Origin of the sequence: Siphonobacter sp. SORGH_AS_1065, assembly GCF_030818595.1 — a bacterium.
Lineage (GTDB): Bacteria > Bacteroidota > Bacteroidia > Cytophagales > Spirosomataceae > Siphonobacter.
Genome location: NZ_JAUTAM010000004.1, coordinates 4,512,489 through 4,537,341, shown reverse-complemented (window position 1 = coordinate 4,537,341; position 24,853 = coordinate 4,512,489). Strand labels below are relative to the sequence as shown.

The window sequence follows — 24,853 nt, the reverse complement described above, 5'->3', positions numbered from 1 at the left end:
GGTAATGGGTGCTTCTAGCGTTAGGTTTTGATTTTGGTAATCAATGTCATGACTGATCTTTTACAGGAGAACAGAAACCCTAACAAAAGTAAATGTTTGTCGGAGCATAGATAAGGGATTGTCTTGCCTTTGCCAAACTAAATGACAGGTTTTAAATCAAAATAAGTTTCGAAAATCGCTTTTCCTACCTGATTGTTTTTTGACTGGAAGTTATCCAGAAATTCATGCAGGCCCGAGCTGAAAACGTCCTCGATCGTCATGAATTCAACCTCACTGCGAAGTTTACTTAACAAATGTTCGGCTGGGTTAGTGTAGCTGTTGCCGATATATCCCCCGGAGATTTCGTATAGTGAAAGTTCAGCTCGTTTCAGCGAGTGCATTACTGACCGGGGGAAGTTTTTTTCCAGAATCAGAAACTCTACAATGTGAGCGGGGGACATATTCTTGAATCGCTGGCGATACATGTTATAAGCCGAAACCGACTTTAATACCGAAGACCAGAGTAATAAATCGAGTGGCGAGCCTACCGCCGCTATTTCGGGCAGCAGCGTAAAGTATTTCACATCCAGGAAACGCGTGGTTTTATCGGCCCTTTCAAGCATTCGGCCAAGGCGGGCAAAATGCCATCCTTCGTTACGCGTGATGGTTGATTCAATGATCCCGTAAAACGTCTGGCAGCCCAGTTTGATATGCTCATAAAAATCCTGAAAATGAGTCATTTCCCAATTTTTAGATTGCGTGGCCGCTTCTTTAACTTTCCAGTATAAAGCATTAATCTGTTCCCACATTTCCCGTGAAATGGCCTCCCGAATGGTACGGGCATTCTCGCGGGCGTTTTGCAAACAGCTTAGAATGGAATTAGGGTTTTTGGGATCGAATGTCATGAAGAAAATAATATTCTCCCGACTGGTGGTTTCGTAATGCTTATAAAAAAGTTTATTGTCGGCGGTGGCAATGATCAGCGGCTCCCATTGTTCTTCTACATCTGGCGGTAAATCCAGCATCAGATTAAAATTAACATCTACAAATCGGGCATAATTATCCGCTCTTTCTACGTATCGATTTAACCAGTAAATAGAATTTGCAACGCGACTTAGCATAGCTTGAATGGGAATAATATTCGGTTAATTAATAATAATAAGGCTCAATATGGTTTAAATGATAGTCATTTCAAAATTATATTCTGAAATATTCCGTTTTATTTAAAACTATATTTTTTAGGTAATCCCTGAAGGGGATTAGATCAATCAGCAATATAGAGAAAGGTAACAAAAAACCCTCACTCGAAACGAATGAGGGTCTATGCTTATACCAGAACGGGAGATTATGCTCCGGCAAGTGCTTCCGCACCGGCCACAATCTCAAGGATTTCAGTAGTAATGGCAGCCTGGCGAGAACGGTTATACTCAATACGAAGGTTCTTTAAAAGTTCACCTGCGTTATCAGTAGCCTTGTCCATGGCCGTCATACGGGCACCGTGTTCAGAAGCATTAGATTCTAAAACGGCCCGGTATAATTGAATTTTGAGTGATTTCGGAATCAGTTCTTTAATGATTTCTTCTTCCGAAGGCTCAAAAATATAATCTCCTTTTACTGCGTTATCGTCTGCTTCTTTTTCAACGATGGGTAAGAATTGCTCCACGCGAATGACCTGCGTAGCAACGTTCTTAAATTCGTTGAAAACGATTTCTACGATATCATACTGGCCTTTGACGAAAGCCGCCATGATGTCTTCTGCCGCCTGACGAACAACGGTAAAGCTCAATCGGGTAAAGGTATCTTCGTAGGCGTGGTTCACTTTGTAACCACGACGAGTAAAGAACTCGCCACCTTTTTTACCGATCGATAAAATATGTACGTTGCCTGCTTGCTGCTGAGCCGCGTATTTTTGATTAATAACCGTCTGGGCAGCCTTACTTACGTTCGCATTGAACGCACCGCAAAGACCGCGATCAGAGGTAATGACCACGATGAGAACTCGCTCGATGGGTCTTTCCTGTTTGTAGGGATTTTCCTGAGCACCTTCAGCCCCCGCCGAAACGGTTTGCAGCATTTCGCCCAGTTTATGAGCATAAGGCCGCATCTGAATGATGCTGTCCTGGGCTCTACGCAGTTTAGCCGCCGCCACCATTTTCATGGCTTTGGTGATCTGCTGGGTAGAGTTTACGGAGGCAATCCGGTTACGAACTTCTTTTAAGTTAGCCATGGTGTTCGATGAAGAGACGTTCGATAGTGAGAGTAGATTAGCCCACTGTCTAATCAGACAATGGGCTACCGAACATCAGATCAGGCAACAGTCAGTTCGTACTTGAGTGATACTTCTTTCGCCACTTTTTCAAGGGTTGAAGTGATCGCATCATCGTACTTACCTGCTTTCAGTTGTTTTAATACGTCCGCGTTCTGATCACGGAGTAAGTTGATAAAGTCAGCTTCAAATTGGCGAACCTGATTTACCGGAACTTTATCGATTAAGCCCTTGGTAGAAACGTGGATCATGGCCACTTGTTCTTCTACACGTTGAGGAGCTCCTTGTTTCTGAATCAGAATTTCGAGGTTACGACGACCGCGTTCGATGGTCAGTTTCGTAGCCGCATCGAGGTCAGAACCGAATTTCGCGAAAGCTTCGAGCTCACGGAATTGGGCCTGATCCAGTTTCAGCGTACCCGCTACTTTCTTCATCGACTTGATTTGAGCGTTACCACCTACGCGGCTTACCGAGATACCTACGTTGATTGCAGGGCGGATACCAGCGTTGAAGAGGTTAGACTCAAGGAAGATCTGTCCGTCAGTAATCGAAATTACGTTCGTTGGGATATACGCAGAAACGTCACCTGCCTGCGTTTCGATGATGGGGAGGGCCGTTAACGAACCGCCACCTTTCACGATGGGGCGAATGCTTTCTGGTAAGTCGTTCATCTGAGCAGCGATCTCATCGTTAGCGATGATTTTCGCGGCACGCTCTAATAAACGGCTGTGCAGGTAGAATACGTCTCCGGGGTATGCTTCACGTCCGGGGGGACGACGAAGGAGCAGAGAAACCGTACGGTAAGCAACGGCCTGTTTCGATAAGTCGTCATAAACGACCAGAGCAGGACGACCTGAGTCACGGAAGAATTCACCGATAGCAGCACCCGTAAAAGGAGCATAGAACTGCATAGGAGCAGAGTCAGACGCACCAGCGGCTACGATCACGGTGTAATCCATCGCACCAGCTTTACGAAGAGCTTGTTCTACCTGTTTAATAGTAGAAGCTTTCTGACCGCAGGCCACGTAGATACAATACACAGGCTGACCTGCTTCGTAGAATTCTTTCTGGTTAATGATGGTATCGATCGCTACGGTAGTTTTACCCGTTTGACGGTCACCGATGATCAATTCCCGTTGGCCACGGCCTACAGGAATCATGGCGTCGATTGCTTTGATACCTGATTGCAGCGGTTCGGTTACAGGCTGGCGATAGATAACGCCGGGAGCTTTACGCTCGATAGGCATATCGTATAATTGACCAGCGATAGGGCCATTGCCGTCGATAGGCTCGCCCAGGGTATTAACCACACGACCAAGCATACCTTCACCCACGCGGATGGAGGCGATTTGACGAGTCCGTTTTACGGTATCACCTTCTTTAATGTCAGAAGAATCACCTAATAACACGGCCCCGACATTGTCTTCTTCGAGGTTAAGAGCCAGAGCTTTAACGCCATTTTCAAAGGCGAGCAGCTCACCGGCTTGTACATTTGAAAGTCCGTAAATACGGGCCACACCGTCACCGATCTGGAGGACCGTACCCACTTCTTCGAGTTCGGCGGCAGACTTTGCTCCGGAAAGTTGCTCCCGTAATATCGCCGATACCTCGTCGGGTCTAACTGATGCCATACAGCAGTATTGGAAAGTTATATGAAACTCAGAGTTATTAATCTGTTTTCAGAGTGTGGAAAGAGTATGAACTCTGAAATCGCCCGCAAAATTAGCGACGAAATTTGATTTTCCGTAGGTAATCGAAACTTTTTCCTGTCTTTATTTTATACTTTTCTTAGAAAATGCGTTTGTAGGCAAACTTATAATTTGAATTTACAGATAAAGTATTTAGTACAGTTCATCTCTTTGACGTATAGATAGATTCGTAATAGAGCCGCGAGAGATATAGTGGAACTTCATAAGTAATCTGAAACCATTATACAAGCCGCGTACTAAAAGTTATAAGGCTCTTAATAGGATTTAAGTATGAATTAATTGATGTTTATGAATAATTATTACTAATTAACGTTTTCTTAATTAAACTTAGTATATAGTACTCTAGAGTGATTGATAAATTTGCTTAAGTTGGAACACTAATCAATCACTCATGAACAAACTTTTACAATTCTTTGTAACAGCCTTTTTCCTTAGCTGTTATTTTCAAAGCTTTGCCCAGGATTCCATTTTGTCGTATGATTTTACGACAAAGTCGCCCGCAGCAGGTAGCTGGACTGCCAGTGGTTTATCAAGTATCGGGAAAAATGGCTGTACCGGTGACGGGTATTCTGCTCAAAGCTGGGACCCAGGCGATTATATTGAAATAGCCGCTAGTACTTCGGGCTTTACCGGTCCGTTCACGATCAGCTTCAATTCAAGAACATCTAATACCGGAACGAGTGACGTATTAGCCGTTCAAATCTCTTCAGGCAATACGGGGAGCAACTTTGTAGAATTAGGTACTTATAGTTTAACGACTACCTGCGGTAAAATATCTTTTAGCACGCCGGGAAATGCTACGGACTATGATAATAATGCTAATGTAAAAATTCGGATTATTAAAAAAAGTGGTAATTCTAATGGTGGTAACCACAGAATTGATGATTTCCTGTTTACAGGGTATAGTGTTGCCCCTACCTTATTGACTTCCGTATCTTCCGTTTCTTCTCTGACGTACGAAGAAGGTAGTAGCGTATCGAATGCTAAAACATTCAATTTGTCGGGGCGTAATCTTAATCCGGCCAGCGGTTCTATTGCATTGACTGCTCCTGAAAATTTTGAGATTTCATTAGATAATACCACTTTCAGTAACACCCTCTCGGTATCTTACGGTAGTAATGCTTTAGCCAGTACACCCGTGTACGTTCGCCTGAAGACAGGACTGCCCGTGGGTGCCTATCCTTCTTCTGGAACAAGTGATCTTACTATTTCCGGTGGAACGGCTAACGTAGTAGTAAAAGTAAGTGGTTATGTATCTCAAGTGCCTACGGGTACTGAGCCTTGTGCCGCCGCATCTGTCCCTATTTCTTCGGCTCGGGCTGGTTCAGTTGGGGCTACCTTCACGGTGACGGGTAGAATTACAGGGATTTTTTCCAGTACTAACATTTATATTCAGGATGCTACGGGCGGAATTTTAATTTACGATAACGCAGGCAAACAACCTGAAGAGCTTCGGGTTGGAGATGAAGTTCAAGTGACCGGAAACCTTACCGAATACAATACTGAAAAAGAACTGGCTTCTTTAACTTGTTTTCAAAAGACGACGGCAGCTAATAATCCAGTAACTCCGCTGGTCATTGCACCTGCTGATTTATGTAACCATCAGGGAGAATTGATTACTCTGAATGAAGATGTAACCGTTTCGAGTCCCGCAGGAACAACCTTTCTTGGATCCAATACGAACTATACGTTAAGTAACGGGCTTATTATGCGAGTTTTAAGTTCGACGAATCTCTCAGGAGCGACTCGCCCCTCTGCCGCTTTCAAACCAACGGGTGTCGTAACGATCTTTAATAATGGCTGTCAAATCTTACCCCGTTCGGTAGAAGACGTTCCTGGCTCAACGCCTCTACAGGGGGGAAGCTGCGGAACGGCTACGGCTTCGACGAGTGAAACTAAACTGGAAGTAACCAACTGGAACGTGGAATGGCTAGGAAATACGCAGTATGGCCCCACCAACGAAACGCTTCAGTTGAACAACGTGAAAACCGTACTGAGTAACATTGGCTCGGACGTATTCATGTTGCAGGAGGTTTGTAGTTATAATGCGGCTAACCCTTCCGATCCTTCCACTTCATTCGGAGCGTTAATTCAGGGCCTGAATGCTACGTATCCTACTCGTCAGTATGCGGGTGAGTGTTCTTCACGTTATTCGTATTCAGAAGTTGCCAGCCCTGATCCAATGGGGCAGCGGGTTTGTATCATTTATCGTACGGATCAGATCACGAAAGTGGCTTCTCGTCCCTTACTGACGAACGCTCCCGTAACGAACTATCCTACGGGTAATAATTCACAATTCTGGGCTTCTGGTCGTTTACCGTTCCTGTTCCAGGCAGACGTAAAGCTGAATTCTGCAACCGAAGCTACCCGAATGAACTTCATCGTGTTACATGCCAAGTCGGGTTCAGACGTGGCTTCGTATGACCGTCGTGTTTATGATTATAAAGTGCTATATGATTCCTTGCAGGCACAATTTGCTTCGGAAAAAATCATCATGGCTGGTGACTTCAACGACGACGTAGATCAGTCCATCGCGGGAAGCAACCAAATCAGTAGTATAAAGGCTTTCCTGTATGCGAACCCCGCTACGACCAACATCGCCGATACGCGTCCTAATGCCAACTGGAGCTGTCTGTCGCGGATTTTCAGTACTGCTGGTTGTGCCAGTACGGTTAGCTATTCTGATTATATCGATCACGCTTTCGTTTCAAATGAAATCGTTTCTACAAATGCAGGGGGGCGTACGCTGGCAAGTGTTGTTTCGGTAGATGGCATTTACTCGCTGCGTCCTAGCGTGAGTAACTATGCTAATACGACTACAGATCACTATCCTACGTTTACACAATTATCAATCACCGCTGATAATCCAACTCCGGTAACCTGGCTGGACTTCAAAGGAAAGTTAAACGAAGCGGAGCAGGTGGAATTAACCTGGGCTACGGCGAGCGAAAAGAACAACAGCCATTTCGAAATTCAGCGGAGTAAGGACGGACAGAACTTTGAAACATTAGCAAACGTAACAGGTAAAGGAAATAGTACTTCGGTAGTTCGCTATCAGTACCTAGACGAAACCCCCGGAAGTGGCCTGAATTATTACCGCCTGAAGCAAATGGATCTGAATGGGAATGCTGAAGTTTCACGAGCAATCTCCGTTGAAGTAGACGCCCTGCGGGTAGGCCCGAACCCGACTGCTAATGTCATTAGAGTAGATAGCAAGGGCCTGGTTGAAGTTCAGTTGTATAGCTTGTCAGGAGTATTATTGAAAAAGTCTTCGACGAACGAAATACAAATGACGGAGCTGGCTTCGGGTTCATACCTATTGAAGATTAGTACAGCTCATTCAACAACTTACAGAAAAGTAGTTAAACAATAAGTAACTCGTAATTTTCAGTAGTTGCTGGAGAGAGTGAGAAACAAACGTAAAGGCTATCTAAAAATGAAAATGATGAAACCGTGATTTTGCCTTTTGTTCGAGAAGATCGTTAAAGGATTACATTTATACCCCGAACCAGTCATCTAGAGTGAAGGAACTTACTTGCTTTCCATTAACTTTCAAGCAGGAAAAGGGTATCTCAAATCTTATAGTAAGGTCTCTTTCTGTTCGAGATGCCAGGTTGGAGGAGTTAATATACCCTCTGTCGGGAAAGGCTTTCGAAGCCACTTGCCTGGAATACAAAGGCGTGTTCTTTGCGAAAAAACTGGTAAACAGGGGTAAACTCACGTATCAAACCAACTGAAAAGTTAAGCGAGAAAGCAAAAGCCGGAAATTCAGCAATGGATTTCCGGCTTTTTTGTTAAAATTTGGCAATACAGGCACGGTATTAAGATTTATTAGGAAGAAGGGAAGCCAAATTTCCTTTTTACGCTATAATTTTCATCAATTGCTAACGTTTTAGGTAGGTATTAAAAGTAATTTCTATCTTCGTTCGTTTAATTTATTTCACTACCAACTATCCCTTTCTGAGAAGGCCTGTACTTCAAAATCAGTAAGTTTGCTTCATGAAAAAAAGTAGTATTGCTATTATTCTGGTGTCCTGTTCGTTAACGGCCCTTGCACAAACGAAGAAACCCGCTCCTAAACCCGTAGCTAAAAAACCAGTAGCTGCAAAGACGGCTGTGTCCCCCGCGTCTGCTTTGAAAACGTCGATGGATTCCGTGAGTTATGCCATTGGTATGGACATTGCCCGTAGCCTGAAAAACCCTTCGCTGACTAATCTGAACCTGGATCTGGTGGCTAAAGCCGTTCGGGATTCCAAGGATGAAAAATACGCTCTGACCCAGGAGCAATACCAAAGCACCCTTGCCAATTTCAGTGCCAAAATGCGTTCTTCGCAGGAAGCAGAGCAGGCTAAAGCTCAGGCTGAAAACGCAAAGAAATTTGAGCCTAATCGTTTGGCTGGAGAAAAATTCCTGGCAGAGAACAAAACGAAAGATAGTGTTGTTACTACGTCTAGTGGACTGGAATACAAGATTTTGAAACAGGGTAATGGGGCAAAACCAACCCTGGCTGATAAAGTAAAAACGCATTACCACGGTACTTTAATTGACGGAACCGTATTTGATAGCTCCGTGGAACGTGGCGAACCGATTAGCTTCCCACTGAACGGGGTGATTCAGGGCTGGCAGGAAGGCTTACAGTTAATGCCAGTGGGTTCTAAATTCCGTTTTTACATCCCTTATCAGTTGGCGTACGGCGAACGTGCCGCTGGTCAGATTCCCCCGTATTCAGCTCTGATTTTTGATGTTGAATTATTAGAAATTGAAAAGTAAAGAGTCGTTGGTTTGAACCCCCGATCCCTATAGCAAAGATTAAATAGAAGCAACGGGGTAAATGTCGGGTATTGTTTTTTTAGATACTCTTTGCCGATTAATACCCACATTTTCCGACGATTAATGCCTCAAGATAACATGTCTATGAAAAGCTATTTGCTCGCCTTTGTGCCGCTGGTGTTATTGGGGTTTCAACGAGAACATCCCTCTGAATCCCAGCACTTCAGCTCGGATCAACCCACTGTTTTAGTACCTACGGCTTCTCAGAAAGAAGTTGAAAAAGTAGTCACCACCATTCTTTCTTCATACCACTACCGCCGAATGCCACTGGATGATTCGCTCTCCTCTAAAGTTTGGACGAATTACCTGAAGGAAGTGGATAATGGTAAAGCCTACTTGCTGGCTTCTGACGTACAGGCCTTTGAAAAGTACCGCTACCAGATTGATGATTACCTTCAGGCTGGTAACCTTACCCCGGCGTATGATCTGTTCAATCTGTTCATGAAACGTTTTCACGAACGTATGGCCTACGTTAGTAAGCTGACAGATAAGCCTTTTGATTTTAGCAAAGACGAGTCTTACGAAACCAATCGTGACAAAGCTCAGTGGGCTAATAGCACAGCCGAGCTGGATGATTTGTGGCGTAAAATTGTGAAGAGTCAGGCTCTGGATTATAAACTTCAGGGTAAGAAAGACACCGCTATTTACCGACTGATTAAGGATCGTTACGTGAACCTTGACAAGCAAACCAGTAAGGTAAAGAGCGATTACGTTTTTCAGTCCTTCATGAATTCCTTTGCTGAAGTGATTGATCCGCACACGAGTTACATGGCTCCGCCGGATGCCTCTCGTTTCAAGGATGAAATGGCTCAATCTTTTGAAGGAATCGGGGCTACTTTAACGCCTGAAAATGATTACACGAAAATCCGTGAATTAGTACCCGGCGGTCCGGCTATGAAAAGTGGTCAGGTTCGTGAGAATGACCGCATCGTAGGGGTAGCTCAGGGCACAAATGGCCAGATGGTTGACGTAGTTGGCTGGGCATTGGATGATGTGGTGAAACTGATTCGTGGCCCTAAAGGCACAACGGTTCGGCTGAATATTCTGAAGCCAGATGCTCTTCCCGGAAGTCAGCCTCATGAAATCAAAATTGTTCGCGATAAAGTGAAGCTGGAGGACGGTGTAGCGAAAGCAGAAATCGTTCCGATGACTTACGGTAATAAGGAATATCGCATGGGAGTCATTACCCTGCCCGGTTTCTATCAAAACTTTGAAGAAATGCGGAAAGGCGATAAGGATTATACTTCAACCAGCCGTGATGTTCAGCGTTTCCTGGAACAGTTTAAGCAGGCTAAAGTAGACGGAGTTGTGCTGGATTTACGCTATAATGGCGGTGGTTCACTGGATGAAGCGATCAAACTGACGGGCTTGTTCATTAAAGACGGTCCGGTTGTTCAGGTGAAAGATGCCATGGGTCGTATCGATGCCGATGATGATCCAGATCCACAACAGGTATATGCAGGTCCGCTGGCGGTTATCGTAAACCGTTTTAGTGCCTCCGCTTCCGAGATTTTTGCTGGAGCTATTCAGGATTACAAACGTGGTCTGGTGATTGGAGGAACGACTTACGGTAAAGGGACTGTTCAGCAGTTACTTGATCTGAACCAATTCCTGCCCAAGGAAACGGAAAAAGTAGGGTTACTGAAAATGACGCGTGCCAAGTTCTACCGGATTACGGGTAGCAGTACGCAACATAAAGGAGTTACGCCAGATATTGAGTTACCTTCTCGTTTCAGTGCCGAAGAATTCGGTGAAAGCTCTCAACCAACGGCTTTGCCCTGGGATCAGATCAAACCAAGTGTGTTTACGGAATACACCAATGTAGATCCAAAGACCCTTGAAAAACTGCGGACGAAGTACAACGAACGTTATAAGGCGGATCCCGATCTATTACGCCTGACGGCTGAAGTTTCGGACTTCCAGAAAAATAAAGACAAGACCTTGCTTTCGTTGAACGAAGCGAATCGTCGGAAGGAAATGGAAGAGGCGAAAAAGCGGAAAGACGAGCTGGCTAAACTCGGAGAAGGTAAACCTAATCCTTATGAAGTAGTGCTGCTGGGCGATAAGTTAACCCAACTTGGCACTGCCGGTGGAGGAATGCCTGGCCAGGACGTTGCTTCGGCTGATATTCGTCAGAAGATGAAAGAAAATTTCATTTCTAAATTCAAGGAAGACGCCGAGCTAAAAGAGTCCATTCGGATTTTAGCAGACTGGATTTCTCTAAAATAATACCGATAGTCGATTAAAAGGGAGCTGGACATGAATGTTCAGCTCCCTTTTTTTGTGGATTTCAAAATTTACCTGACTTTTGCAGCGATCATAAATAACCTCTAATTCCATGCGTATTGTCCTAGTTCTATTACTTTGTCTGAATCTTACCTCAGCGTTCAGCCAGTCTTCCCCAGCCAAAGATTCCCGTTTGTACGAAATGCGGGTATATTATTCACCCGAGGGAAAGCAACCTGATTTAATGAACCGTTTCCGAAATCACACCATGCGTATTTTTGCCAAACATGGTATGACTAACGTAGGTTACTTTGTTCCCCAACACAAACCCGATAGCTGTCTGATTTATTTCCTGTCGTACCCCAATCGGGCGGCTCGCGATTCGAGCTGGAAAGCGTTTAGTAATGACCCGGAGTGGAAAAAAGTAGCCAGCGAATCTGAAAAAAATGGTAGGATCGTTTCTAAGGTGATCAGCCAGTTCTTTCACACCACCGACTTTTCTCCAGCCTTAGATATGAGTCCCAAGGGGAACCGGGTGTTTCAGCTTCGTACCTATAAAACGACTCCTTACAACTTGCCTTTATTACTAGCTCGGTTTCGGAACCATACTACGAAGCTGTTCGAAAAACACGGCATGAATAATTTCATTTATTGGACGCAGGACGACGCAGATAACATTCTCATGTATCTATTGACCCAGCCTAGTAAAGAAGCAGGAGAAAAGGCCTTCAAAGCTTTCCGCGAAGACCCGGAATGGATCTCGGTTCGGACGGCTTCGGAGAAACTAGCCAATGGCTCCTTAACGGAATGGGTAACCAATCTTTATTTAGTACCAACGGATTTTTCTCCTCTGAAATAAGTTCAGCAAAAAAGGCTTCCCATGGGAAGCCTTTTTTGTTACTAAGTTTTTACAGTTATTTAATGGTAAGTAATTGATTTTTTTGGTTATTGTTTGATAATCAATACTTTATAACAAAAAAGTATATTATTAAACTGTTATAAGAACTAGATGATTCGGTTGTAAAACGTAGACTGTCAACTAATAATCCCAAACGAACAACTATTTACTTAACCTGTTTACGGCGTTCTTTGATGTCCCGCCAGTTGGTCAAAATAATGTCATTCTGTTCGATGTATTTTCTTAATTCGGGATTAAGCATCGCTAATAGATCACCCTTGCGGGTAGGGCCTGAATCTGAAATGATTGAAAACTGAGGCGTAGGGTCTGTGCAATGCACAATGATCATCGTTAGTCCGGGCTTACATTCTTGTAATAACGCAAGAAACTTCTGAGTTTTATAAGCTCGTAAATTTTGATCAGTAAGGGGTTGTCCAGCGGGAGACTTCCATCTATAGGTTTCGGTAAAAAGATCATCCAGCACGGGTAAACGGGCCGCCCAAAGTTTTTCTCCAATCATTTTAGTCGCTTTCACATCAATCGGGCTTTCCTTTTGAATCAAGGTATTATGTCCACCCGGAAACATCACGGGAATCTTCTCTTCGATTCCTACTTTAACGTAGCGTTCTATAAACTTAGGCTGAAAAAGCGTGCCCATGTGTGAATCGATATGTGAAGGTTCTAGCCCAAATTGACGAAATTGGGCAATCTGAGCTCTCATCTCACTTTCTACTTCGTCGGGAGAGGCATGGGAGACAACCTCCGCAACGCCTCGCCAGAAATAACCCTGCGGATCATAAAGACCAGTAGCTTTTTCCTTACCTGTTATGGGCTGCCAGCGATAATCTTTCCATTCGGAGGTTAAAGTAAGATGAACGCCTAAATCCCAGGTCGGGTTTTGTTGAGCCAGGTTCATGAAATGAGGTACCCAGGGGCAGGGCATCATCACACTCGTCGAGGTCGCCACGCCACTACTCAGGGCTTTGCGGGTACCTTCGTTAGAGTCGTAACTCATCCCGGCATCGTCGACGTGAAAAATGATGACTTTCTTGCCCTTCGGAAACCCCAGCTTTTCGGCGTACGTCTGAGCGGAAACCACTGGGGTTAACGCAAGGCAAAAAATCGTGAAGATTAATTTCATGCTAGTAAAGTAGTAAAAGAGGGAATGCAAAAAGCCAGTACCTGAAAGATACTGGCTTTTAAAATAAGGGAGATTACCTAACAGTTACAAACGAATAATTTCGGCTCCAATGGCATTGAGGCGGGTGTCAATGTTTTGGTACCCACGGTCAATCTGCTCGATATTATCAATGATGGAAACGCCGTTGGCCGACATGGCAGCAATGAGCAAGGAAACGCCCGCACGAATGTCAGGAGAAGTCATGCGAATGCCGCGTAACTGCAACTGGCGATTCAGCCCAACTACCGTGGCCCGGTGCGGATCGCAAAGGATGATTTGGGCACCCATTTCGATGAGTTTATCAACGAAGAACAGGCGGCTTTCGAACATCTTCTGATGAATCAGTACCGTTCCTTTAGCCTGAATGGCCGTTACTAACACGATACTCAGCAAGTCAGGCGTAAAGCCGGGCCAGGGAGCATCTGCTACGGTTAGCATTGAGCCGTCAATGAAAGTTTCCAACTCGTAATGATCCTGTGCGGGAACGAAAATATCATCACCCCGGAATTCCAGTTTAATACCTAACTTCTGGAAAACGCTTGGGATAACACCCAGATCAGGAATGGAGCAGTTTTTGATGGTGATCTCAGACTGCGTCATGGCGGCTAAGCCAATGAACGAACCGATTTCGATCATGTCAGGTAACATGGTATGATCGGTCCCTTTCAGTTCGCTGACGCCATCAATTGTAAGTAAGTTAGAGCCGATACCGCTGATGCTGGCACCCATCCGAACCAACATTTTGCAAAGTTGCTGGAGGTAAGGTTCGCAGGCGGCGTTGTAAATGGTGGTTGTTCCTTCCGCTAAAACCGCGGCCATTAATACGTTAGCCGTTCCGGTTACGGACGCTTCATCAAGAAGCATATAGGTGCCTTTCAGATTGGAAGCATCTACTTTATAGAAACCACCATCTTGAGGATCAAAGTCAAAACGGGCCCCGAGGCGTTCAAAACCCAGGAAGTGAGTGTCCAGACGACGGCGACCAATTTTGTCACCACCGGGGCGGGGAATCCGGCCTTTTTTGAAGCGGGCTAACAGGGGGCCCAGCGTCATTACTGACCCACGTAAAGAGGCTGCTTTATGCTTGTAGGCTTCCGTTTCGAGGTAACCCATGTTAATGTCATCCGCCTGAAAACGAACGGAAGATTCACTCAGCCAGGTTACTTTTACACCCATTTCCCCCAATAAATCAATCAGGGCAATGACATCACGGATGCCGGGGATGTTATGAATCGTAACGGGTTCTTTCGTTAAAAGTACCGCACAGATAATTTGAAGTGCTTCGTTTTTAGCACCTTGAGGGACAATTTCGCCCTTCAGTTTTCTTCCTCCTGTTACTTTGAATGAAGCCATCTTTACAGTGAATAATGTATAGAAAAACGAGATCAGGCGGAAAGCCACGTACGGCTCTTGCTGATTCCTTAAAACCTATAAATTATTTTTTTCGGTTGTTACGATTGAAATGATTATTCGGATTATTCCGATTGTTATTATTGTTGTTATTCCGACGCTGGAAATTATTCGGTTGACCCCCACGTTCGCTCCGGTCGCTGCGATCATTTCGATCATTGTTCCGATAGTTATTATTCGGACGGCTATGCGTGTGCGAATGGTGATGACCACTGCTGCCACCTGCATTGCTGGAATAACGGTCCCGGGGAGCAATGTCTAAATACCCTTCATTACGGATACGGTCAATTTCCGTATTCAGGCCGCCTTTCGAAATAATTTTCAGGTGCTCTAAAACGGTCGAATCATCGGCGTTATCCTTATTCCAGGCGGTGTAAAAGCTCTTCATCATCTTGGCAATGTAACTGGCGAAAGCCCATCGCTCGTACTCGTTAGTTAATGAAATCGCTTTTTCCACCATAACTTCCAGATTTCGACCGTAGTGACGAAACTGTAGATGATGGGTATTGTAAGGAACAGGATTAGGTTTTTTCCCAATGGCCTCTGGCGATGGAGGAGGGAATGGGCTGTCCACATCGAGGCGGAACCGCGACATAATGTATAAATCATCCCAAAGCTTATTAGTGTAATCCTGACCCTCCTTCATGGATGGGTGGATTTGTCGCATCAGCTCAATCAGTACGTAGGCCTGCTTCGTGCGTTTCTCGCGGTCTGAAATCGTAACGAGATAATCCACGAGTTTTTGGATATTACTTCCGTATTCTTTCAATCGAATGTATTTGTTTTCAGTGGACGAGATTGTGGATTGTTGGTCACATAAGGATAAGCCCTGACAAAGCGTCCGGCGTAACCGGGAGAAGATATAAACCCATCATACTCGTGAAGTTTTGCAAATGTATAAAGAAGCCCCTAAGTTCCAAACGGTAAGAGCTTCCAGAAATAGAAAATTATTGATAAAATCCGTAAAATAATGGATTAAAATCGACTAGACTGTTCTCATCGCTAGAAGACTAAAATGTAATACCAGCCATTTGCTTATTACTCACTTAGAAACCTCCAGCTGTATAAAGTTTAACGACTTTTGTACGCATAATCATATGCTTCCTGTAGGCCTTAAACGTTTTATCGTTTGTGATTTAAGCAATCTAGAAATGCCTAGCGTTTAGTGACAAGGTTAGTGAGCATCATGCTTATCCGTGATCCTAAATAAGGTGTCCTCCTATGGTGCGAGATTCCATCTCGTTCTTATTTTATGAGACAGGTTCCTATCTGCCTTTATTTTCCAAAGCCCTTCTAGCAGTCGCTCGGCTCTGTCCGAGATTATCAAGCCTGTTTTTGTTGAGGAAAGATGTTGGCTCACCAGTTACTGGTTCGTATCCTACTGGCCAAAGGCGAGCGACTGTAAGAAAATGCTAGTAAGGAATCTCCCTCCATAGGTAACCTAACTCCTCGAGCTGTCATCTCGAACGGAGGAAGAGACCTTATGTAGGAATGGGGCAGTGTTAAGGTTAGTATAAATTACCTCGCAATTGCTTTACTACAGCCGAGCAACTGCGGGATTAACTTCCAGTCAGAAAGTGTTGCTAAATCCTAAATAGGGTCCTTCGCTTCGCTCTGGATGACAGGAGAAGAGACAACCCCAACTACTTCAGCCCAACCGATGCCAGCGGAAAAGCTGGCATCATTCGTCTAACGCTTCATATCCACCCCCGCACGCAGTCGCTCGGCTAGAAAGTGTTACTCAATCCTAAGTAAGGTCCTTCGTTTCGCTCTGGATGACAGCAGGGAGCTTTTTCGCTGTTATCCCTCGTTAGGGAATTTCTTCACAGTCGCTCGGTTCTGGCCGAGTGACGCTATGGTTTGGCAGGCCTCTGGCCGGTGTTAGCAAGCCTGTTTTGGTTGGGGAAACATTGTTGGCTGATCTCCTACTGGTTCGCAGTCTACCGGCCAAAGGCCTAGAGCTAGGTAGTCACTCGGCTAGAGCCGAGCGACTGCGGGAGTTAACCTAAATCCTTCAACTGTGATCTCGAACGCAGGGAGAGACCTTACTTAGGATTGCGGGTAGCTTGACGGTAACCAAGTTAATGGGTTCGAAAAGATAATAACGTCCTTCGCGTCACTGTAGATGATAATATGGAGTATAAGCTCTTCCTGCAACGGATCTCTTGAACCAAGAGAAGCAAACTCACCTTACAATTAAAAAACTGCTAGTTAACCACCTGACAACCAAATAATCAGATGATCCTCTTTTAAAGCCACTTATCCAGTTTCACCGAGACAGTTCTAAATACGTTAGTATTATTGTAATATCATTTTAATATCAACTACTATGAGAGACAAAATCGTTCATCCTCCTTCAGGTTATTTAATGCTGGCGTTGACTTTGCTGGCTTTTCCGGTCGGGATTGGGTTATTCTTTTACTCGCCGATTGTGGCGGTTGTAGTCCTTTTGGCCGCCCTCATTGCTTCGTTTGGCTTTTTCATTGTAAACCCCAACGAAGCTAAAATTCTGGTGTTATTTGGAAATTACGCGGGTACAGTTAAAGATTCCGGTTTTAAATGGTCGAATCCGTTTTACATGAAATCAACGATTTCACTGCGGGCTCGAAATCTGGAAGGGGATAAAATCAAGGTCAACGATTCACTCGGTAACCCAATCGTGATTGGTGCGGTGGTCGTTTGGCAGGTGAATGATACCGCCCAAGCTAAATTTGAGGTAGATAATTACGTTCAGTACGTGAAACTTCAGAGTGATGCCGCCCTACGTCACATGGCGGGTACCTACGCTTACGATCATTTTGACGATGATCAGCAGGAAATAACGCTCCGTTCGGGGGGAGATTTGATTAATGAAAAGCTTGAAAGTGAATTAAGTGAACGTCTGGCTCGGGCTGGGGTAACCATTCTTGAAGCCCGGATTACGCACTTAGCTTACGCGGAAGAAATTGCACACGCCATGTTGCAGCGTCAGCAGGCAACGGCCATGGTTGCCGCCCGAACTAAAATTGTAGAAGGAGCGGTGGGTATGGTAGACCTGGCTTTAAAACGATTGACCGAGAACGCCATAGTTGAGCTGGATGAGGAGAAAAAAGCCGCTATGGTGAGTAACCTCTTAGTGGTACTTTGTTCGGACAAAGCGGCTAACCCCGTAGTCAATACGGGCACTTTATATCATTAACAGATCGATGGGCAGGAATAGATTGAAGGGAGTATAGAAACTCTTGTTAAAGGTCCAATTACAAGTTATGGCGAAAGAGAAAGAAGCAAAAAAAGCCTTTGTTTTACGAATGGCTCCTGAACAACTGGAAGCTTTGCAAAAATGGGCAGATGATGAATTCCGTAGTTTGAATGGACAAATTGAATTTCTATTACATGAAGCATTAAAAAGTAAAAATCGCCTCCCCAAAGAGCGTTCCTAAGGAGTATCAGTCATAAAAAAGGACAGACACGCTTCGTATCTGTCCTTTTTTATGATTTCTAGAATTAAACTACTAACTCTTGGTAATATTTTTGCTGTTAACGTAGTAATTAATATCTACAGTAACGGTAGAGTTGGGCTTGATTTTATTTAATTTTTGCCACTGATCTGTTGGCTTTAAAACTATTTCTTGATCGTCAATTTTGACTTTAATGGGCATGTCAAATTTAGATACACAGTTTTCCCAGCGATAAACGAGTTCATTATTTTTAAACTCATAGGTAAATACTGGGATACGAATGTCATGTAAATATTGCTCGAAAACTTTAGCAAGCTTTAAGTTTAAAGATTGACTTATGAAATTTTCAACCTGCGTTCCGGTGACTGTTTTATGGTAGAAAGTTTTATTGATACCTAATAACATCTGGTGCCAGCGTTCGTCATTATTAACAATCTGACGGATCATGTGAAGCAGGTTTCCACCTTTATAATACATATCTCCTGATCCTGAATAGTTAAGATTATGTATACCAACCACAGGCCGATCATTCTTAATCAGTTTTCGACACCCAATTACATATGCTGCTCCGGCTTCTTTTCCGAAGTAATACTCAGTAAATAAAGACTCAGAGTAGTTCGTAAAACTTTCGTGAATCCACATATCGGCCACGTCATAATTGGTAATGCTATTAGCAAACCATTCATGGCCGGATTCATGAACAATGATAAAATCCCACTTTAAACCCCAGCCAGTAGTCGATAAATCCCGGCCTAAATACCCATTTCTGAAGCCATTGCCGTAGGTAACAGAACTCTGGTGTTCCATGCCCAGGTAGGGCACTTCTACGAGTTTATATCCGTCTTCGTAAAAAGGATAGGGACCAAACCAGTATTCAAAAGCTTTCAGCATCATCGGAACCTGTTGAAACTGTTTTTTCGCAAGCTCCAGGTGTTCCGGTAATACGTAATAATTCAACGCCAGTGGCCCTTTTAATCCTTGGTACGTTTCCGACCAATGCGTATAATTGGCAATGTTTAAATTAACGCCGTAGTTGTTAATGGGGTTAACTACTTTCCATTGAAAAGTCCGGGTTCCGTCGCTGTTTTCGGTAGTTTTTATTAACCGGCCATTGGATACATCCATCAACGGCTGTGGAACCGTCACGGTTATATTCATGCTGTCCGGCTCGTCGTAAGGATGGTCTTTATTCGGCCACCAGGAACTAGCTCCCAGACCCTGACAGGCCGTTGCAATGTAGGGCTGTCCGGCTTTATCCTTAGAAAAAACAAAACCCCCATCCCAGGGAGCCCGCCGGGCTACGTGGGGTTTACCTTCGTAATAAACCGTTAATGATTCCTGGTGATTGGGAACCTGCGATTTCTGAAGCTGAACAAAGTACGCATCGCCATCCTGAGTATAGGTAAGTGACCGACCATCCTGTTCGATTCGATTGATTTGCATGGGTCTTTGTAAATCAATCTGTAAGACCTGAGCGGATTTCAGGACTTTGTAGTAAACCTGATTGCTGCCCTTAAGTGTACTGTCTTTAGGATTAAAACGAACATTGAGATCATAAAAAGCCAGGTCCCACCAGGCCCTTTCGGGGGTTATGGTGCCGCGTAAAGTATCAAGCCTGGAGAATTCATACGTTTGAGCGAAGGTTGGAAAAACAATACCAATGGTAATAAAAATACTTAAATAGAATTTCATGGGTTATACATTCATTTGAGCAATGAGCTGCTGGAAAAGTGTAGTGAATTTTTGGTAAGGGAAAGTAAAACTAACTAAATATATCTAAAAATGAGTATGTGAAATACCCATTTTTAGATAACGACGAGCCGTCCTGCGACAACTAACCCTTGTTGGCTGATTTCTATACATTTAATCAGCTAACTTTCGAACTTTAATATCTTTAAAATACACAACACTTTTGGGATCATGGCCTTGTAAAGCAAAGGTTCCAGAACTAATCAGGCGTTGCTTCATGTCAGTCGGACGCTCTGCATTAGCGGGTTCAGTGTAGTCTACCACAGTTTTATCATTAATCTTGATAACCACGTGTTTGTCCTGCACGGTAATCTGTTCAGTATACCATTCATTATCTTTAACATAAACCTCTTTTACATCCTGAATATTGTAAAGGCTGCCGGTGCGTTTCCAGTCGGTATGAGAATTGTTTACCTGAACTTCATAACCCTTCGCTGGCCAGCCGTCTTCCTGATACGCAGTATGAAAGTAAATCCCTGAATTAGAGCCTGGTGTAGTTTTAACTTTAGCCTGAAATTCAAAGTTTTTGAAAGGCTGTTCGGAGCCTTCGTAGAACAAGTGAGCCACGGGCCCTGCTACCTTAATGCAGCCATCTTCAACACTGAAGGTGTCGGCGTTTTTACCGACCTTCCAGCCTTTCAAGGTCTTGCCATCAAAAAGAGAAATCCACTGGTCTTTGGGAGGAATAAAACTCAAGGAGCAAGTGGTAAGAGCAATGAGTAATGCTACGTGTTTTTTCATTTTTCAATAAAAATGTAGAGGTTAATAAAAATTAGAAGAAGTAATGACAAAGTAAATTTTAAACATAAATGATAAGAATGCTAATAGTTATTAGCAATAAAGAGTGATTTTGAATGTAAGATCGCTCCTAAATACCCTCATTAAAATTAACTTACGTTAAAAAGGTAGGTTAGGGAGTTGTTTGCTATGAAAAAAAATAATCATGATTATTGAGCATCATTTTAGGATAATGAAGCATTGTTTTTTGATACTTGAAACAAGTTTAGAAATGCTATATTAAAAATAAAATAGGCTGGCATACATTATTTATAAGTTTACGGATAAAAAAATAGATATACTGTATGGATTCTTTTGCAGCAACTGCCAGTGGAGTCGTTGGAGCTACTACGCTGACACTCTTGCATGAAACGGCTCGTAAAACCGTTGATGATGCTCCCCGAATTGATTTGTTAGGTAAACGGGCTATTTCTAAATTACTACCCGATTACCTGTCACCTTCAGAAGAGACGCTGCACAAAGCTTCTCTGGTAGGCGATATCATGTCGAATGCCGCTTATTATGGATTGGTAAGCATGGATAAGCCCAAAAACGGCCTTAGAAATGGGGCTATTTTAGGACTGGCTGCCGGTATTGGAGCTGTACTGTTGCCGGGACCGCTAGGCTTGGGAGAGGCTCCGAGCAATCGTACTACAGCTACTAAGCTGATGACTATTGGCTGGTACCTGGCGGGTGGGTTAGCAGCAGGACTGACTTTCAAATTGCTAAAACGTTAGGTAATTATAGATACCATTTTTCATAGACTTCCTGCTTAACTATAGTTGTATAGTTTTCAAATTGTTCGGAAGTTAATAACTGAGGCGAAGACATGATCCGTAAGGGAAAGGTCTCGCCTCTTTTTTGATAGGGAGGCTGGTAATAGGAGTAGTCATTGAGGCATAAACCCAGCCGTTCGTAAAACCTGATTCTGGATTCATTAATAGCATCCGTAGGAGGTTGCACTTCGAGTAATAGGGGTTGATCCGTCAGCAGTTGCTGCATGAGGGTCGTTCCCGTTCCTTTGCCCCGGGCGTTGGCATGGACGGCCAGGTATTCCAGAAAATGGAACTTTTTGAAGTCCCAGCAGACGGCCATTCCTAAAAACTCATGGTTTTCTTCCCAAACCAGTAATTGCATTTGTTCGTCTGCCAACGTTCTTTTTAAAGTTTTCAGGTCGCGTCTTTCGCCTGTGTGGAAAGCGGATTGTAACAAATTCCAAACCTCAGGGAAGTAGGGGTGATGTTCGTTCTGAATACGTATGAACATAAAACGCCAATGTGATGAAGTGAAGAGCAATCATTGTCATGAAGACTGAATTGGATTGCCAAACCAATAAGTTAGAATATTTATAGATTGTGGAATGTTTCTTGTACTTTTTTTATTTAACTCAAAGGATTTGATGAACTTTGTTTACCTAGTGTCTGCAAGCATAGGGTTGCATATTTAGTGGCCACTCGTAGACGATCAGAACTTTACCTGGCAGTCAGATGAATAATGGAATGTCATTTTTTCTAGCCCGCTTAGCGGTCGGCACTAGTTTGTTAGGGCATGGACTGGTTCGGATGCCGAAATTAAGTGGCTTTAGTGCCTGGATGGTAGATAAATTCAAAGATTCTTTGTTGCCTGAATCCCTGGTCACGCCATTTAGTTATGCTTTGCCGATTGCCGAGTTAATGGTAGGCGTTCTGATTGTGCTGGGTTTGTTTACTCGATTGGCCTTGACTGCGGGAAGCTGGATTATGATTAGTCTCATTTTTGGTTCGTCAATGGTAGAAGACTGGGGAGCCATTCCGTCACAGCTCATTCATGTAGCTTTTCTGACTGTATTACTTGTATTTGAACATTCCCATAATTCGTATTCACTGGATAAAATGACCCGGAAATAGCTGACCAAGCATGTCACCAGGCATTTATGATCCAGCACTTTTGAGCAAACAGCGTTTTTCCCTTTGAAAATTATATGAAAAAGAGTCTTATTTCCTTAACTGTGGGCGGCTTCGGCATTGGTATGACGGAGTTTGTCATGATGGGTATTTTGCCGGATATTGCCAGAGATCTGCAAATCACCATTCCCGAAGCAGGGCACCTGATTTCGGCTTATGCTCTGGGGGTAGTTTTAGGAGCACCTCTGCTGGTTGGTATCGCTGGGAATTATCCTCCGAAGAAAATTCTGCTGGGCCTAATGGCCTTGTTTACCTTCTGTAATGCTCTGTCTTCTTTTGCTCCGAACTACCAACTCATGATGTTAACCCGATTGCTGTCGGGCTTACCTCACGGGGCATTCTTTGGTGTGGGTGCGGTAGTGGCCAGCCGTTTGGCAACGCCGGGTAAAGAAGCTCAGGCAATCTCGGTCATGTTTGCGGGTTTAACCATTGCCAATATCATTGGTGTTCCACTGGGAACGTATATCGGGCATAACATGAGCTGGCGAATTACTTTCCTGATCATTTCAGGGGTTGGCTTGATAACGATGTTTAGTATCCAGCAGTTATTACCCAATTTACCTACGGTGGGGGATTCTAATATTATCAAAGATCTGAAGATTTTTACCCGCGTAGAACCTTGGCTGATTCTAGGAATTACCGCCATTGGAACGGGTGGACTGTTTGCCTGGTTTAGTTACATTGCTCCTTTACTAACCGAAGTAGGAGGATTTAGAAGCGACCAGATTACCTGGATTTTGGTGCTAGCAGGTGTGGGTATGGCCGTTGGAAATGCCATTGCGGGCTTCACGGCTGATCGACTCTCTCCCATCAAAGCCACGGCTTTATTCCTCTTATTAATGGCGGTTTCGTTGACGGTTGTATCATTCATCGCTCCTTTCAAAATACCGCTTCTGGTAATGACTTTCGTAACCGGAGCCATTTCCTTCACGCTTGGAGCACCCATTCAGATCCTGATGATTCGGGCTGCCAATGGTTCAGAAATGCTGGCGTCTTCTGTAAGTCAGGCTGGTTTTAATATGGGCAACGCCCTCGGAGCTTACCTGGGCGGTTTACCGATTGCCGCAGGTTTGGGTTATACTTCGCCCCAGTGGGTGGGAGCCATGCTGGCGTTAACGGGTTTCCTGATGTCTGTGGTGGTCTACTATCGTCAGAAAAATGCGGTTAGAGAACGGGTATTAGCTTAATTATTGCTACTCAAAGGGGCCGTGCAAATCATTTGCACGGCCCCTTTTTCATTAATCGAAGTTTTCGACTACCTGGCGTTTCAGGTAGGTGCTGTAATCGGTCAACTGTGATTCGTAATCCTGATGCATGAAGGGCGAGCTAAGCAGAAAGTCGGCAGTGGCCCGATTACAGGCCATCGGAATATTCCAAACTACTGCCAGTCGTAATAAAGCTTTCACGTCCGGGTCGTGCGGCTGAGATTCCATCGGATCCCAAAAGAAAATGATGGCATCAATCTTCGATTCGGCAATCATGGCTCCAATTTGCTGATCGCCGCCAAGTGGTCCTGAGAGTAGTTTAGTAACTGGGAGTTTCAACGCTTCTTCCAGCAATCGGCCCGTTGTGCCGGTAGCAAATAACTGGTGCTTACTCAAGAATTCCTGATTCGCCAAAGCCCATTCCAGAATCTCGGCTTTTTTATGATCGTGAGCCACGAGGGCGATGCGTTTATGAGCGTTTAAGTGTCTGCTTGCCATAAGGGTAATTTATGAATTGGTTTCAGAAGGCCATGTAAAAGGTTGAAAATCAAATTTGCTTTTTAATTCCTGCAATTGCGAGTACTGATACGCTACGGCATTAGCACCCACTGAATCAGCCCGAAGATGGTCTCTTTCCTGACAAATTTCAAGAGGTGTATCAAACAATCGGTATTGAATATGGAAAGAAGGGAAATTTCGCAGCATTAAGGTAATGTATTCTTCAAAATACGTCTTTTTCAGATGCGTGTTATCCATCATTACGTTCCAGCCTAACCGTAAGGCATCAATCAATAGTTTGGTATGCATCCGATCAACCAGATTTTCAATTCGGCTCTGATCTTCCTTAGGCCAGTGCCAGTAGGTGCCAAGTGAAACGGGCAACAGACTCCGCCTTAATTCATCCCGACTGATTCGCAACCAGTTCGGCTGATTCAGACAAAATTCTTTCGCCCAGGTTGATTTTCCGCTTCCACTAACGCCAATCAAAACGACCATTTGTTTCATAATTGGCAAGGTCTAAAAATTCCGTGAAAGTAAATCCATTAGCTTCGCGAGTGTTTAAAATTTATAATCGCGGGGCCTTGATGTGAGTTATGGCCTGGGCAATCTTTACCGATTGAGAATCGAGAGACCATACATACCTTCAGAGTCCTTGGGTGAAATTCGGGGAAGCAACATGCTTCGCTCGGAATGAAAGGGGAGGATTACCAGTAGGGATCAGTCATTAGGTAACGCACTACGCT

20 protein-coding genes are annotated in these 24,853 nt (G+C 44.1%); 9 read left to right on the top strand and 11 right to left on the bottom strand.

Translation table 11 applies throughout. The features are described 5' to 3' along the window. Positions 1-137: 137 nt before the first annotated feature. The 3 genes from QE390_RS19610 to atpA form a co-directional block, all read right to left on the bottom strand. Positions 138-1,100 carry an alpha-E domain-containing protein gene (locus QE390_RS19610; RefSeq protein WP_106635886.1) on the bottom strand — a complete coding sequence of 321 codons (963 nt, stop codon included), beginning with the start codon at positions 1,098-1,100 and terminating at the stop codon, positions 138-140. A 224-nt stretch (positions 1,101-1,324) separates the two neighbouring features. Further along, positions 1,325-2,206 (bottom strand): ATP synthase F1 subunit gamma, encoded by an 882-nt coding sequence (gene atpG, locus QE390_RS19605; RefSeq protein WP_106635887.1) that lies wholly within the window; start codon positions 2,204-2,206, stop codon positions 1,325-1,327. Positions 2,207-2,286: 80 nt separating this feature from the next. Next, on the bottom strand, positions 2,287-3,876 hold the full coding sequence (atpA, locus tag QE390_RS19600) for a F0F1 ATP synthase subunit alpha (RefSeq protein ID WP_106635888.1): 1,590 nt from the start codon (positions 3,874-3,876) through the stop codon (positions 2,287-2,289). A gap of 469 nt (positions 3,877-4,345) precedes the next feature. On the opposite strand from atpA, the gene QE390_RS19595 reads away from it, so the two are divergent. The 4 genes from QE390_RS19595 (at position 4,346) to QE390_RS19580 (ending at position 11,869) form a co-directional block, all read left to right on the top strand. After that, positions 4,346-7,327, top strand: coding sequence for a DUF5689 domain-containing protein (locus QE390_RS19595; protein WP_307143420.1), 2,982 nt, complete (start codon positions 4,346-4,348; stop codon positions 7,325-7,327). A 626-nt stretch (positions 7,328-7,953) separates the two neighbouring features. After that, positions 7,954-8,724, top strand: a complete 771-nt coding sequence (locus tag QE390_RS19590; protein ID WP_106635891.1) for an FKBP-type peptidyl-prolyl cis-trans isomerase — start codon at positions 7,954-7,956, stop codon at positions 8,722-8,724. Positions 8,725-8,868: 144 nt separating this feature from the next. Beyond that, a complete protein-coding gene (locus QE390_RS19585) occupies positions 8,869-11,013 on the top strand; it encodes a carboxy terminal-processing peptidase (protein WP_307143419.1) in 2,145 nt (714 codons plus the stop codon). A gap of 109 nt (positions 11,014-11,122) precedes the next feature. Then, complete coding sequence (locus QE390_RS19580) at positions 11,123-11,869, top strand: NIPSNAP family protein (RefSeq protein ID WP_307143418.1); 747 nt, start codon at positions 11,123-11,125, stop codon at positions 11,867-11,869. 205 nt (positions 11,870-12,074) lie between these two features. On the opposite strand, the gene QE390_RS19575 is transcribed toward QE390_RS19580, so the two are convergent. The 3 genes from QE390_RS19575 to QE390_RS19565 all read right to left on the bottom strand — a co-directional run bounded on the left by QE390_RS19575 (position 12,075) and on the right by QE390_RS19565 (position 15,297). Continuing rightward, positions 12,075-13,049, bottom strand: coding sequence for a polysaccharide deacetylase family protein (locus QE390_RS19575; RefSeq protein ID WP_307143417.1), 975 nt, complete (start codon positions 13,047-13,049; stop codon positions 12,075-12,077). A gap of 84 nt (positions 13,050-13,133) precedes the next feature. Continuing rightward, positions 13,134-14,441, bottom strand: a complete 1,308-nt coding sequence (murA, locus tag QE390_RS19570) for a UDP-N-acetylglucosamine 1-carboxyvinyltransferase (protein ID WP_307143416.1) — start codon at positions 14,439-14,441, stop codon at positions 13,134-13,136. 82 nt (positions 14,442-14,523) lie between these two features. Further along, complete coding sequence (locus QE390_RS19565; protein WP_307143557.1) at positions 14,524-15,297, bottom strand: DUF4290 domain-containing protein; 774 nt, start codon at positions 15,295-15,297, stop codon at positions 14,524-14,526. A gap of 1,530 nt (positions 15,298-16,827) precedes the next feature. Here QE390_RS19565 and QE390_RS19560 point away from each other — a divergent pair. Both QE390_RS19560 and QE390_RS19555 read left to right on the top strand, forming a co-directional pair. Then, a complete protein-coding gene (locus QE390_RS19560) occupies positions 16,828-17,676 on the top strand; it encodes an SPFH domain-containing protein (RefSeq protein ID WP_106635896.1) in 849 nt (282 codons plus the stop codon). Between the two features lie 67 nt (positions 17,677-17,743). After that, the gene (locus QE390_RS19555) at positions 17,744-17,917 is read left to right on the top strand and encodes an Arc family DNA-binding protein (RefSeq protein ID WP_106635897.1); all 174 of its coding nucleotides are present in this window, start codon (positions 17,744-17,746) and stop codon (positions 17,915-17,917) included. A 72-nt stretch (positions 17,918-17,989) separates the two neighbouring features. Here the strand turns inward: QE390_RS19555 and QE390_RS19550 are convergent, their stop codons facing one another. Both QE390_RS19550 and QE390_RS19545 read right to left on the bottom strand, forming a co-directional pair. Then, entirely contained in the window at positions 17,990-19,627 is a 1,638-nt protein-coding gene (locus tag QE390_RS19550) for a M1 family metallopeptidase (RefSeq protein WP_307143415.1), read from the bottom strand. A gap of 171 nt (positions 19,628-19,798) precedes the next feature. Then, complete coding sequence (locus QE390_RS19545) at positions 19,799-20,425, bottom strand: DUF1080 domain-containing protein (RefSeq protein WP_106635899.1); 627 nt, start codon at positions 20,423-20,425, stop codon at positions 19,799-19,801. Positions 20,426-20,766: 341 nt separating this feature from the next. On the opposite strand from QE390_RS19545, the gene QE390_RS19540 reads away from it, so the two are divergent. Beyond that, the gene (locus QE390_RS19540; protein WP_106635900.1) at positions 20,767-21,198 is read left to right on the top strand and encodes a hypothetical protein; all 432 of its coding nucleotides are present in this window, start codon (positions 20,767-20,769) and stop codon (positions 21,196-21,198) included. A gap of 4 nt (positions 21,199-21,202) precedes the next feature. Here QE390_RS19540 and QE390_RS19535 read toward each other — a convergent pair whose 3' ends face one another. Next, positions 21,203-21,727, bottom strand: a complete 525-nt coding sequence (locus QE390_RS19535; RefSeq protein WP_307143414.1) for a GNAT family N-acetyltransferase — start codon at positions 21,725-21,727, stop codon at positions 21,203-21,205. Between the two features lie 233 nt (positions 21,728-21,960). Here QE390_RS19535 and QE390_RS19530 point away from each other — a divergent pair, with 233 nt between their 5' ends. Both QE390_RS19530 and QE390_RS19525 read left to right on the top strand, forming a co-directional pair. Then, positions 21,961-22,347 (top strand): DoxX family protein, encoded by a 387-nt coding sequence (locus QE390_RS19530; protein ID WP_307143413.1) that lies wholly within the window; start codon positions 21,961-21,963, stop codon positions 22,345-22,347. A gap of 74 nt (positions 22,348-22,421) precedes the next feature. After that, positions 22,422-23,591, top strand: coding sequence for an MFS transporter (locus tag QE390_RS19525; RefSeq protein ID WP_307143411.1), 1,170 nt, complete (start codon positions 22,422-22,424; stop codon positions 23,589-23,591). Between the two features lie 51 nt (positions 23,592-23,642). Here the strand turns inward: QE390_RS19525 and QE390_RS19520 are convergent, their stop codons facing one another. Together QE390_RS19520 and QE390_RS19515 are read right to left on the bottom strand one after the other, a co-directional pair. After that, positions 23,643-24,107, bottom strand: coding sequence for a methylglyoxal synthase (locus QE390_RS19520; RefSeq protein WP_106635903.1), 465 nt, complete (start codon positions 24,105-24,107; stop codon positions 23,643-23,645). Between the two features lie 9 nt (positions 24,108-24,116). After that, a complete protein-coding gene (locus tag QE390_RS19515; protein WP_106635904.1) occupies positions 24,117-24,614 on the bottom strand; it encodes an AAA family ATPase in 498 nt (165 codons plus the stop codon). Between the last annotated feature and the right edge of the window lie 239 nt (positions 24,615-24,853).